The following is a 12155-nucleotide window of genomic DNA, read 5'->3' as shown; positions in this document are numbered from 1 at the left end:
CACGGGCAAATGCATCTGGACCGAACAACCTCTGAAGCCCGCGGCGTCCGCCCTGCTCACCGAGCCCAGCGGCCTGGACCTGTACGACCTGCTGGGCGACTAGTCCCGCGCCCCCTCGTCCAGTCGCCCCGCCAGGCCGCAGCGCCTCGTGGATCCCGCGCAGCGTCCACGCTCCGGACTCAACCGCGTCCTTCGGCCGGCGGCGCCCTCATGGGCAGGGTGAGACCGGTCGCGCCGACGAGCTCGGCGGGCACACCTGCGCGCCCGCTGAGCAGGCGTCTTGCGTCAGGCGAGAAGAAAGTTTAGGTTAGGCTTACCTAATACAATCTGGTGTTGGGGGCATGCCCCTTCTCGCTGTTCCCTCAGAGGAAGAAGCCATGTCCATCCAGCTTCCGCCGTCCGCCGCCCCGCGCTCCACTTACCCGGCCGACGTACTTCCCTTTCCCGTCCGTGCCCGCCTCCTCGAGCTGGCACGCGCCCAGACGCCGGTCTCCGCCTACCTGTACGACGGCGCGGTCGCCGCCGAGCGGGCCCGCGAGCTCCGCGCGGCGCTGCCCGAGTGGGCGGCCGTCTACTACGCGGTCAAGGCCAACTCCTTCCCCGGCGTCGTCGCGGCCCTGGCGCCGTACGTGGACGGGTTCGAGGTGGCGTCCAGGTCCGAGCTGGACCTCGCCGGGCGCCTCATCGGCACGGCACGCGTCGTGGCCGCGGGACCCGCCAAGTCGGTCCCCCTCCTGACCGCACTGGTCAGGGCCGGGGTAGAGGCGATCAACGCCGAGAGCCCGCTCGAGCTCCACCGGATCAGCCGGATCGCGGTCGTCGAGGGCGTCACGGCCAGGGTGGCGCTGCGGGTGAACCCGGCCGAGATCCCCGTCACGGGGTCCCTGCACATGGGCGGCGTCCCCTCCCAGTTCGGCGTGGCCGAGCCCGACGTGCCGGAGGTGCTGCGCGAGGCCGCCCGGCTGCCCGGCCTGGACCTGGTCGGCTTCCACGTCCACGCCGCCTCCGGCAACCTGGACGCCGAGGCCCACGCCGCCTATCTGCGCTGGTGCCTGGACTGGAGCGTGCGGACCGCCCGGGACAACGGCGTCGAGCTGCGCCACGTCGACATCGGCGGCGGCATCGGCGTCGCGTTCGAGGACGAGAAGCCCTTCGACGTCGCCCGGTTCGGTGAGCTGGCCGGCCAGGCGGAGCCGCCGCCGGGCGTGCGGGTGCTGCTGGAGCCCGGCCGGTTCCTGGTCGCCGACTGCGGCTGGTACGCCGCCGAAGTGACCGACGTCAAGACCTCGTACGGCCGGCGGTTCGTCATCCTGCGCGGCGGCATCAACCACTTCCAGCTCCCCACGTCCTGGGACATCGTGCACAACATCGCGGTGCTGCCGGTCGAACGCTGGCCTGACGGCTGCCCGCGGCCCGCCGCCGAGGACGCCGAGGTGACGGTCGTCGGCGAGCTTTGCACGCCGGAGGACACCTTGCTGCGCGACGTCAGGGTCGACCGCGTACGCGCCGGGGATCTGGTCGTCTTCCCCAACGCGGGCTCCTACGGCTGGGAGTTCGCCATGCACTCGTTCCTCGGCCACCCGATCGCCGAACGCCATCTGCTCTGAGCCCAACCGGCCCGCAGGGCCGTCCCGTTGTCCTCCTATGCCATCCGGAGCCTGAATGACTCTGCATCCGACCGACCTCGACCCCGCCACCCGCATGGACGCCGTGCTGCGGCGGCAACGCGACCGGGAGTCCTCGGCGCGGACCTATGCCCGTACGTTCCCGGTCGTCCCGGTACGCGCGCAGGGGATGACGATCGAGGGCGCCGACGGCAGCCGCTACCTCGACTGCCTCTCCGGCGCGGGCACCCTGGCGCTCGGCCACAACCACCCGGTGGTGATCGAGGCCATCAGGCGCACCGTGGACAGCGGGGCCCCGCTGCACGTGCTCGACCTGGCCACACCGGAGAAGGACGAGTTCACCGAGGCACTGTTCGCCACCCTGCCCCCCGCCTTCGCCGATCGCGCCCGCGTCCACTTCTGCGGGCCCGCGGGAACCGACGCGGTGGAGGCGGCGCTGAAGCTCATGCAGACCGCCACAGGCCGGCGCGGGCTGCTCGCCTTCACCGGCGCCTACCACGGCATGACCGCGGGCGCCCTGGCCGCGACCGGCAGCGTCGCGGTCAAGGAACCGGTGGCCGGGATCGCCGCGGACGTGACCCGCCTGCCGTACCCGTACTCCTACCGCTGCCCGTTCGGCATCGGCGGGGAGTGGGGCGCGGAGCTGTCGGCGGCCTACACCGAGCGGCTGCTCGACGACCCCTCGGGGGGTGTGGTGCCGCCGGCCGCGATGATCCTCGAGGCGGTGCAGGGCGAGGGCGGCGCGGTGCCCGCCCCGGACTCCTGGCTGCGCCAGATGCGCCGGATCACCGCCGAGCGCGGCATCCCGCTGATCGTGGACGAGGTGCAGACCGGCGTGGGGCGGACCGGCGCGTTCTGGGCGGTGGAGCACAGCGGGATCGTGCCCGACGCGATGGTGATGTCCAAGGCCATCGGCGGGAGCCTGCCCCTGGCCGTGGTGGTCTACCACGAGGACTACGACGCCTGGCGGCCCGGCGCGCACACCGGCACGTTCCGGGGCAACACCCTGGCCATGGCGGCGGGGACCGCGACTCTGCGGCACGTCGCCCGCGAGGGGCTGGCCGAGCGGGCCGCCACGGTCGGCGCCCGGATGACGGCCCGGCTGGACGGGCTGCGCGGCGAGCTGCCCGTGATCGGTGACGTCCGCGGGCGCGGCCTGATGATCGGCGTCGAGCTCGTCGATCCCGAGGGCGAGCCCGATTCCTGCGGCGCCCGCCCGGTGGCCCCGCGGACGGCGGCCGCGGTTCGCGCCGCGTGCCTGGACCGCGGCCTCATCGTGGAGCTGGGCGGCCGCCACGACTCCACCGTCCGCCTGCTGCCCCCGTTGATCATCACGGACGAGCAGGCGGAAACCGTCCTCGACCGCCTGGCCGACGCGATCGCCGAGGTCACGGCGCCCCGCCTCACAGGACCACGGGCATGACCGGCACAGCCGTGTACGGCCTGTCCGGTGGTGTCTCCGGCGCCGCCGTCCTGGAGCCGATGTTGCGTACAGTGCTGGACGCCCTCGCCGAGGGCGCGGCACGGCGTGGCGGGCCGATCCCCGCCGGCACGCCCGGGGAGCTCTTCACGCGGGTCGCCCGGGCTCTCTCCGAGCCGGACGGCGACGACGCGCTGCGCCGGCTGACCACGCTGGCGGCCTCCGGCAGCGCCGACCCGGCCGACCCGGCCTGCGCCGGGCATCTGCACTGCCCGCCGCTCGCCGTGGCCGTCGCCGCCGACCTGGCGATCTCCGCGCTCAACCCGTCGCAGGACTCCTGGGACCAGGCCCCCGCCACCACCGCCCTGGAGACCCTGCTGCTCGGCGAGCTGGCCGGACAGGTGGGATACCCGTCCACCGCCGCCGGGGTGCTCACCTCCGGCGGCACCGAGTCCAACCTCATGGGCCTGATGCTGGCCAGGGACCGGGTGCTGGGGCGCGTGAGCGGGCACAGGATCGAACGCAGCGGCCTGCCGGAAAGCCTGCCGCAGGTGCGGATCTTCGCCTCCGCCGCCGCGCACTTCTCGGTACGCCGCGCCGCCGCCCTCCTGGGTCTGGGAGAGGACGCGGTCGTGGCCGTCCCCGTGGACCGCGAGCTGCGGATGAAGCCGGAAGAACTGGCCCGTGCGCTGCGCGAACGCACCCGGCGGGGCGAGCTGCCGATGGCCGTGGTCGCCACGGCCGGCACCACCGACACGGGGGCGATCGATCCGCTGGGCGCCTGCGCCGACCTGGCCGCCGAGCATGGGGCCTGGTCGCACGTGGACGCCGCGTACGGCGGCGGCGCCCTGCTCTCCGACCGCCTGGCGCCGCTGCTGGCCGGCCTCGAGCGAGCCGACTCGGTGTCGCTGGACTGGCACAAGCTGGGCTGGCAGCCCGCCGCCGCGGGCGTCTTCCTGGTCCGGCAGGCGGAGTCGTACGCGTCGCTGACCCGGCGCGCGGCCTACCTCAACCCGGCCGACGACGAGGAGGCCGGCTACTTCAGCCTGCTGGGGAACTCCCTGCGCACCACCCGCCGCCCCGACGCATTCAAGATCGCCGTCACGCTCGCCACCCTCGGCAGGGACGGCCTGGGCCGCCTCGTCGACGCCTGCCACGACCTGGCCCGCGCCGGAGCGGCGGCGGTCCGCGCCCATCCGCGGCTGGAACTCCACGCCGACCCGGTGCTGACGGCGTTCCTCTTCCGGTATCTCCCCGCGGATCCCGCCGCGGCGGACCGGGTGAACGCCGGGCTGCGGCGCCGCCTGCTGCGCGAGGGACGCGCCGTCGTGGGCCGCACCGAGCTCCCGGGAGAGGGTCCGGGCCGGGTCCGGCTCAAGCTCACCCTGCTCAACCCGCACACGACAGCGGCCGATGTGGAGCGGCTCGTCCACCTGGTCGCCGCCGCCGGCGAGGCCGAGGAGGAAACGCTGTGAACGGACACCGTCCGGATCCGTCCGCCGCACTCGCACCCGTCGAGCCGGACCTGGCCGGCGCGTTCGCGTCCCGCGGGCCGGACCCCCTCGACGATCCCGACCCCTTCGGCGCGGGAGAGGCCGCGGCGGTGGAGACGCTGCTGCGCGCCTATGTACGCGAGACGGCGACCCCGGTCCCGGCCGCCGGTGAGGAATTGCTGCTCGACTTCCCCGCCAGCGGCGTCCGGCTGAGCGTCCCGGTGCGGTACCGGTCGGCGACCGGCTGGCACCGCTTCGGCGAGCCGCGGGCCGCCTCCGGGCCGGCCGGTGCGGCGCTGGTGGCCGCGGTCGCGATACGCGAGTCCGTCGTACGGCGGCGGTTGTCCCATCATCTCGGGTCCGACGCCGTCGCCCGGGTGCTGGACTCGGCCCGCCGTACCGGGACGCATCTCGCGCGGCGGCGCGCCGAAGGAGAATCGAAGGCGACGCCGTTCCTGGAGGCCGAGCAGGCGCTGTTGCTGGGGCATCCGTTCCACCCCGCGCCCAAGAGCCGGCAGGAGGCGTCCGACGGAGAACTCGACGCGTACTCCCCCGAGCTGCGCGGCTCGTTCCAGCTGCACTGGTTCGCCGCCGATCCCGCCGTCGTCGTGGGGGAAAGCGCGGACGGGCGGAGCCCCGCCGAACTGCTGCGGGGCCTGGCGATCGGCGGGGCCGCCGGGGTGGAGCCGCCCGCGGGCATGATCCCCGTTCCCGCCCATCCGTGGCAGGCCCGTGAGGTGCTGCGCCGTCCCGAGGTGGCGGCGCTGGTCGAGGCGGGGCTGCTGCGCCCGCTCGGGCCGGCGGGGCCGGTCTGGCATCCGACCTCCTCCGTGCGCACCGTGCACCGGCCGGACGCCGAGGTGATGCTCAAGCTCTCCCTCGGCATGCGGATCACCAACTCCCGCAGGAACAACCTGCGCGGCGAGCTGCGCCTCGGCGTCCGTGCCGCCCGCCTGCTGGCCGCGGGCCCGGGAGACTGGCTGCGCGCCGAACACCCGGAGTTCGGGATCCTGCGTGACTTCGCCTGGATCTCGGCGGGCGCCGACGGCCCGGAGACCGGCCTGGAGACCGCGATCCGCGACAACCCCTTCCGCGGCGGCGCCGGTGACGGGCCCGATGACGGGCAGTGCGTGGCCGGGCTGCTGGCCGAGCGCACGGGGCCGGGCGACGGCACGCCGCCCGGGCACCGCGCCCTGCTGTCCGCCGCCACGGCCCGCGCCGCCCGGGCGCACGGCGTCTCACTCGCCGAGGCGTCCGCCCGCTGGCTGACCCGCTATCTCGACGTGCTGGCCGCACCCCTGATCAGGCTGTACGCGCGGTACGGCATCGCGCTGGAGCCGCACCACCAGAACACCCTGGTGGCGCTGGACGGCGACGGCCTGCCCCGCGCGGGCTGGTACCGGGACAGCCAGGGCTACTACGTGGCCGCCTCCCGGGCGGGCGAGCTGGAGCGCCTGCTGCCCGAGCTGGCCGACGGCCTGGAGCTGGTCTTCGACGACGACTTCGTGGACGAGCGGGTCGCCTACTACCTCGGGATCAACAACCTGCTCGGCCTGGTGGGCGCGTTCGGTGCGCTGGGACTCACCGACGAGGGCGACCTGCTGCGCGTGCTGCGGGCCGCCCTGGAGCGGCTGCGGACTACGGAGCCCGGGGCGAAGGGCCTGCTCGACCTGCTGCTCGACGCGCCGGCGCTGCGCTGCAAGGGCAACTTCCTGACCTGCGTGGACGGCCGCGACGAGCTCGTCGGTGACGTGCGCGCCCAGTCCGTCTACATCGATCTTCCCAACCCTCTCACGGAGGTATCGCGGTGACCACGTACGACCTGGTGGGAGTGGGCATCGGCCCGTTCAACCTGTCCCTGGCCGCGCTCGGCGACGGCGTGCCGGAGCTGCGCTCGCTCTTCCTCGACGGCAAGCGGGCCTTCTCCTGGCACCCCGGCCTGCTGATGGAGGGAACCGTCCTGCAGGTGCCGTTCCTCGCCGACCTGGTCACCATGGCGGATCCGACCAGTCCCTGGTCGTACCTGAACTACCTGCGCACCCACGACCGGATGTTCCCGTTCTTCTTCTCCGAGCGGTTTCACATCCCGCGCCGCGAGTACGACCACTATTGCCGCTGGGTCGCCGAGCGGCTTCCCTCCTGCCGGTTCGACGCGAAGGTGACCGCGCTGGAGTGGGACGAGGCGGCCGCGGCCTTCGCGGTGACGTACCGGTCCTCCGCCGGCGCGGACTCCCGCGTCCTGGCTCGCCGGGTGGTGCTGGGCGTCGGGACGGAACCGGTCGTCCCCGAACCGCTGCGCCCGCTGATGACCGAGGCGCACGCCGGTCGGGTGTTACACAGCGCCGACTACCGCACGCACCGCGACCGGCTGGCCGCCATGCCCGACGTCACGGTGATCGGCGCCGGGCAGTCGGGCGCGGAGGTGGTGCTCGACCTGCTGCGGGCGGGCGGGCCGTACGTGCGCTGGCTGGCCCGTACGCCGGCATTCGCGCCCATGGAGTACTCGAAGATCGGCCTCGAGCACTTCACCCCCGACTACATCCGGTACTTCCGCGGGCTTCCCGAGGCCGAGCGGGAACGGCTCGTACGCGAGCAGTGGCAGCTGTACAAGGGGGTCAGCGCGGAGACGCTGGCCGACATCCACGACGAGCTGTACGAGCGGACGATCGGCGGCGCCGAGCCGCCGGCCGCGCTGCACCCGGGAGCGGAGGTCTTGGCCGCCACTGTCACCAACACCGTCACCAACACCGGCGACGCCGGCGGCTACACGCTGACCTGCCGGCACAGCCCGCAGGACGCGGTCTTCCAGCTCCGCACCTCGGGCGTGGTGGCGGCCACGGGCTACGCGGCGGCCCGCCCCGCCTTCCTGGAGCCGCTGTCTGACCTGGTCGACTGGGACGACAAGGGCCGTTACCAGATCGACGGCTCTTACCGGGTCGCGCTCGACCCTCGGGTGTCCGGGGAGATCTTCGTCCAGAACGCCGAGCTCCACACGCACGGCGTCGGCGCCCCCGACCTCACGCTCGGCGCGTGGCGGGCCGCGACCATACTCAACGCGGTCGCCGGGCGCACGGTACTGCGCGTTCCCGAGCGGGCGGCCTGGACGACCTTCGGCGCGCCGCGCGTTCCCGAGGCCGCCGGCCTGGACGCGCCACGCTCGGTGGGCTCGCTGCGGTGAGCCGCGCCAAGACCGTGCTGATCTCGGTGATCGGGCTGCATCTGGTCGCCGAGACCGCGCTCACCCCCTTCCTGCCGCAGCTCTTCGACCGGCTCTACGCCGTCGACGAGCCCGGCGCGACCGGCCTCTACCTGTGGATCTGCCGCGTCGTCGGGCTGGCCGCGCTGCCGCTGTGGGGGCTGGCCGCACGGCGGTGGCCGCTGCACCGGCTGGTCCTGGCCGGGCTGTGCGGCTCCGCCGTGCTCGACCTGCTCCTCGGGCTCGCGCCCAGCTTCGCCGCCTACACGGTGCTTTCGGCGGCCGTGGTGACCACCAACAGCGCGCTGCTGCTGGCCTACCCGGCGTTCATCGCCGAGCACGACGCCGGTCCGGCGGACGGGGAGCGGGCCCGGCTGGCCGGGATCTGCTCGATCGTGGTGGTGTTCCACCTGTCGGTCGTGGTGGCGACGATGGTGGGGGCCGGGGTGCTGGCGCTGCCCGAGCCGCGGGTCGGGATCTCCGCGTTCGCCGTGCTCGACGTGCTGCTCGCCGTGCTCACCTACCGGGTGCTGGGCAAACGCGCTCCTGCCGCCGAGGCCGGCACGGCGGAAGGCGACCGCGGTGCGGGCAGGCGTTTCGCGGGGCCGGCGGTGCTGGTCCAGGCGGCGCTGATCGGGGTGGCATTCGACTTCTCCGTCAACGTGGCGCGGCCCTTCTTCACCGAGCTCGCCGACGACCTGGGAAGCGGATCCGCCGGCTCCGCGGTGCTGTTCTTCCTGCCCAGCGTGGCCGCGCTGGCCGTGCTGCCCGCCGTGCGCCGCTGTCACGACCTGCTCGGCGACCGGTTGCTGCCGCTCGCCCTGGCCGTCGGCGCCGCCGGGCTCGCCTGGCAGGCGCTGTCGTCCTCGCCGGTGGGCCTGGCCGGGGGACGGTTGTTGTTCGGCGTCGGGCTCGGCGTCGGTCAGGTGGCCGTGGAGCTGTGGGCGTTCCGGGCCACCGGCACCGGGGGGCCGGCGTTCACCGCCGTGGAGACCGCCCGGTCCGCGGGCCTGCTCGCCGCGCCGGTGGCCGCCGCGGCCGCGGTCTCGTACGACCTCGCGCTGCCCATCGCCGTCGCGGCGGCCGTGCAGCTGCTCGCGACGGGCCTGTCCCTGCGGCGCGTCCCCCTCCCCCGGCCGCGACCCGCCCTCACCTACTCCGAGGAGATCCCCCGATGAACCGCCCTACCCGCGACGCCTGGCAGCAGGCCGGGCGCCGGCTGCTCACCAAGGCCGTCGAGGAGTTCGCCTACGAGGAACTGCTGCGCCCGGAGCCCGACCCCGCGTCCGGGCCCGACGCCTACCGGCTGGAGCTGGGCGACGGCGTCCGCTGGACGTTCCGCGCGACCCGCGGCACGTTCGAGACCTGGCGGCTCGTGGACGGCACGCTGCGGCGGCATCCCGGCGACGAGGCCGGGCCCGAGCGGCTGCTGCTCGACGCGAGGGCGGTCCTCGGCTGGGACGGCCCCACCACCGCCGAGGTGCTGCGCGAGCTCACCGCGACCCGGCGGGCGGAGGCCGAGCTCATCTCCCGCGCCCTGACCGCCGCCGAGCTCGCGGATCTGGACCACCTGGAGCTGGAGGCGTACCAGGACGGCCACCCCTGCATGCTGCTCAACAAGGGCAGGCTGGGCTTCGCCGCCTCCGACGCGGCGGCCTACGCCCCCGAGTCCGCCGGCGCCGTGCGGCTGCTGTGGGCGGCCGTGCACACCTCGCTGGCCGAGTACTCCGGCGTCCCCGGGCTGGACGCGGAGACGCTGCTGGCCGAGGAGCTCGACGAGGAGACCCGCAAGCGGTTCGCGGACTTGCTGGCGGAACCGGCCGCGTACGTCTGGCTGCCCGTCCACCCCTTCCACTGGGACGAGGCCGTCGAGACCCTCTTCGCCCCCTACCTGGCCGACGGCCGCATCGTCCTCCTCGGCGAGGGCCCTGACCGCTACCGGCCGCTGCAGTCCATCCGCACCCTGGCCAACCTGGACGATCCCGGCCGCAGGAACGTCAAGGTGCCACTCGCCATCCGCAACACGCTGGTGTGGCGCGGGCTGTCCACCGAACCGACCCGGGCCGCGCCCGACGTGACCGCCTGGCTGCACGCGCTCCGCGACGGGGACGCGTACCTGCGGGACGAGCTGCGGTTCCACCCGCTCGGCGAGGTGGCCTCCGTCGCCGTGCGCCACCCGCTGTACGAAGCGGTGCGCGACGCCCCCTACCGCTACCACGAGCTGCTCGGCGCGGTGTGGCGCGAGCCGGTGGCGGCGCTGCTGCGCGACGGCGAGCGGGCCAGGACCATGGCGGCCCTGCTGAAGGTCGGCTCGGACGGGCGCGCGCTGGCGGCCGAGCTCGTCGAGCGCTCCGGGCTCGATCCCCGGACGTGGCTGGCCAGGTTCTTCGCCGCGCTGCTGCCCGGCCTGCTGCACTATCTCTACCGGTACGGCGTCGCGTACTGCCCGCACGGCGAGAACACCGTGATCCTCTACGACGCCGCCGACGTCCCCGTGGGCGTCGCGCTCAAGGACTTCGCCGAGGACGTCAACCTGCTGCCCGACGGAGCTCGACGCTGCCCCGAGTACAAGACCCTGTCCCCGCGCGCCGACGCGGTGCTGCTGCGCTGGCCGGCGGGCGAGCTGGCGCACTCGCTGCTCAGCGCCGTCTTCGCGGGCCATTTCCGGTTCTTCGCCCCGCTGGCCGAGCAGCACCTGGGCGTGCCCGAGGCGGAGTTCTGGGGCCTGGTCCGCGCCGAGATCGAGCGGTACCACGACCGCTTCCACGAGCTGGCCGACAGGTTCGAGGAGTTCGGCCTGTTCGCGCCCGAGTTCGACCGGGTGGCGCTCAACCGGGAGCAACTGCTCGGCGGCGGCTTCCACGACCGCGCCGAACGCGACGAGGGCTTCGACGTGGTCCACGGCACCGTCCCCAACCCGCTCGCCGATGCGAAGGAAATGTGAGATGACCTACGAATGGCTGCGTGCCGAGGCCGAGGCAGGGCGGATCGAGGAGGTGATCGTCAGCCTTCCCGACCTCCAGGGCCGCCTGCAGGGAAGCCGCCTGGCGGTGCCGTACTTCCTGGACGAGGTGGCCCGGCAGGGCTTCGGCGCCTGCGTGTACCTGCTGGCCACCGACGTCGAGATGGACACCGGGCCCGGCTACGCCATCGACGCGTGGAACACCGGCTTCGGCGACTTCATCCTGCGCCCCGACCTCGCCACGGTGCGGCCGCTCCCCTGGGACCCGGGCACGGCGCTCGTCATCGCCGACGCCGTGTGGCCGGGCGCGAGCTCCGGCGAGCCGGTGGACGTGGCGCCGCGCCAGGTGCTGCGGACGCAGCTCGACAGGCTGGCCGAGCGCGGGCTGGCCGCGTACGCCGGGACCGAGCTGGAGTTCCTGGTCTTCCGCGACAGCTACGGGGACGCCTGGGAGCGCCAGTACCACGGCCTGCGCACGGGCACCCGCTACAACGTCGACTACTCCCTCCAGGGGCTGGCCGAGATCGAACCCGTCGTGCGCCGCGTCCGCCGCGAGATGGTCCGCGCCGGGCTCACCATGGAGACCGCCCGCGCCGAGTGCCACGCCGGCCAGTACGAGATCGTCTTCCGCTACGACGAGGCCATGGCGACCTGTGACAAGCACGTGTTCTTCAAGAACGGCGCCAAGCAGATCGCCGCCCAGGAAGGCGTTGCCCTCACCTTCATGCCCAAGTTCGACGAGGGCGAGGGCAACTCCTGCCACATCCACCTGTCGCTGCGCGGCATCGACGGCTCGTACGCGTTCGCCGGCGAAAGTGACGGGGACGGTGACGGGGACGGCATGTCCGAGCTGATGCGCCACTTCGTGGCCGGGCAACTCGCCTGCCTGCCCGACCTCGCGCTGCTCATGGCCCCGAACGTCAACTCCTACAAGCGGCTCCAGCCGGGCGCGTTCGCCCCCACAGGCATCACCTGGGGCAGGGACAACCGCACCTGCCCGATCCGCGTGGTCGGCTCCGGCGCGTCGCTGCGCATCGAGCACCGCGTCCCCGGTGGGGACGCCAACCCCTACCTCGCCGTCGCCGCCGTCCTGGCGGCGGGACTGCACGGCATCGAGAACCGGCTGCCCCTGCCCGCGCCGCACGCCGCCAACGCGCTGGCCGACCCCTCGGTGCCGCGGCTGCCCACGACGCTGACCGAGGCGCTGCGCCGCTGGGAGACCAGCGAGATCGCGGCCAAGGCCTTCGGCGACGCGGTGCTCGGCCACTACGCCCGCGCCGCGCGGACGGAGCTGGCGGCCTTCGAGACCGCGGTCACGGACTGGGAGCGGGTACGCGGTTTCGAACGGCTGTAGACCGGGCCACCGCGCTGGCGTCGTGCGCTCAGCCCTTGAGTCCCGAGGTCGAGATGCCCTCGGTGATGCGCCGCTGGAAGATCAGGAAGTTCCCGAAGCCCTCCT

At 73.9% G+C, this 12155-nt stretch carries 8 protein-coding genes; all 8 read left to right on the top strand.

Annotated elements, in window-relative coordinates; all coding sequences use genetic code 11:
• Nucleotides 1-377: 377 nt before the first annotated feature.
• The 8 genes from ACIBX3_RS15955 to ACIBX3_RS15920 are packed head-to-tail and all read left to right on the top strand — an operon-like array spanning nt 378 to nt 12050.
• Nucleotides 378-1607, top strand: a complete 1230-nt coding sequence (locus ACIBX3_RS15955) for an alanine racemase (RefSeq protein WP_397117384.1) — start codon at nt 378-380, stop codon at nt 1605-1607.
• A gap of 55 nt (nt 1608-1662) precedes the next feature.
• Nucleotides 1663-3048: a diaminobutyrate--2-oxoglutarate transaminase gene (locus tag ACIBX3_RS15950; RefSeq protein ID WP_397117382.1), complete on the top strand. Its 1386-nt coding sequence runs from the start codon at nt 1663-1665 to the stop codon at nt 3046-3048.
• Entirely contained in the window at nt 3045-4520 is a 1476-nt protein-coding gene (locus ACIBX3_RS15945) for a pyridoxal phosphate-dependent decarboxylase family protein (RefSeq protein WP_397117380.1), read from the top strand. Before ACIBX3_RS15950 ends, ACIBX3_RS15945 begins: the two co-directional genes overlap by 4 nt.
• Nucleotides 4517-6349, top strand: a complete 1833-nt coding sequence (locus tag ACIBX3_RS15940) for an IucA/IucC family protein (protein ID WP_397117378.1) — start codon at nt 4517-4519, stop codon at nt 6347-6349. Before ACIBX3_RS15945 ends, ACIBX3_RS15940 begins: the two co-directional genes overlap by 4 nt.
• Entirely contained in the window at nt 6346-7716 is a 1371-nt protein-coding gene (locus tag ACIBX3_RS15935; RefSeq protein ID WP_397117376.1) for a lysine N(6)-hydroxylase/L-ornithine N(5)-oxygenase family protein, read from the top strand. The genes ACIBX3_RS15940 and ACIBX3_RS15935 overlap by 4 nt, the downstream gene beginning before the upstream one ends.
• The gene (locus tag ACIBX3_RS15930; protein ID WP_397117374.1) at nt 7713-8912 is read left to right on the top strand and encodes a hypothetical protein; all 1200 of its coding nucleotides are present in this window, start codon (nt 7713-7715) and stop codon (nt 8910-8912) included. Before ACIBX3_RS15935 ends, ACIBX3_RS15930 begins: the two co-directional genes overlap by 4 nt.
• Nucleotides 8909-10678 (top strand): IucA/IucC family protein, encoded by a 1770-nt coding sequence (locus ACIBX3_RS15925; RefSeq protein WP_397117372.1) that lies wholly within the window; start codon nt 8909-8911, stop codon nt 10676-10678. The genes ACIBX3_RS15930 and ACIBX3_RS15925 overlap by 4 nt, the downstream gene beginning before the upstream one ends.
• 1 nt (nt 10679) lies before the next feature.
• Nucleotides 10680-12050, top strand: a complete 1371-nt coding sequence (locus ACIBX3_RS15920) for a glutamine synthetase family protein (RefSeq protein ID WP_397117370.1) — start codon at nt 10680-10682, stop codon at nt 12048-12050.
• Nucleotides 12051-12155: the final 105 nt, after the last annotated feature.

The organism is Nonomuraea sp. NPDC049480 (assembly GCF_044465905.1).
Lineage (GTDB): Bacteria > Actinomycetota > Actinomycetes > Streptosporangiales > Streptosporangiaceae > Nonomuraea.
The sequence above is the reverse complement of the archived record's forward strand: the minus strand, read 5'-3'. Positions and strand labels throughout refer to the sequence as shown.

Coding starts and splice junctions, on each gene's coding strand:
- ACIBX3_RS15955 (WP_397117384.1), top strand. CDS start 378: ATGTCCATCCAGCTTCCGCCGTCCGCCGCCCCGCGCTCCACTTACCCG.
- ACIBX3_RS15950 (WP_397117382.1), top strand. CDS start 1,663: ATGACTCTGCATCCGACCGACCTCGACCCCGCCACCCGCATGGACGCC.
- ACIBX3_RS15945 (WP_397117380.1), top strand. CDS start 3,045: ATGACCGGCACAGCCGTGTACGGCCTGTCCGGTGGTGTCTCCGGCGCC.
- ACIBX3_RS15925 (WP_397117372.1), top strand. CDS start 8,909: ATGAACCGCCCTACCCGCGACGCCTGGCAGCAGGCCGGGCGCCGGCTG.
- ACIBX3_RS15920 (WP_397117370.1), top strand. CDS start 10,680: ATGACCTACGAATGGCTGCGTGCCGAGGCCGAGGCAGGGCGGATCGAG.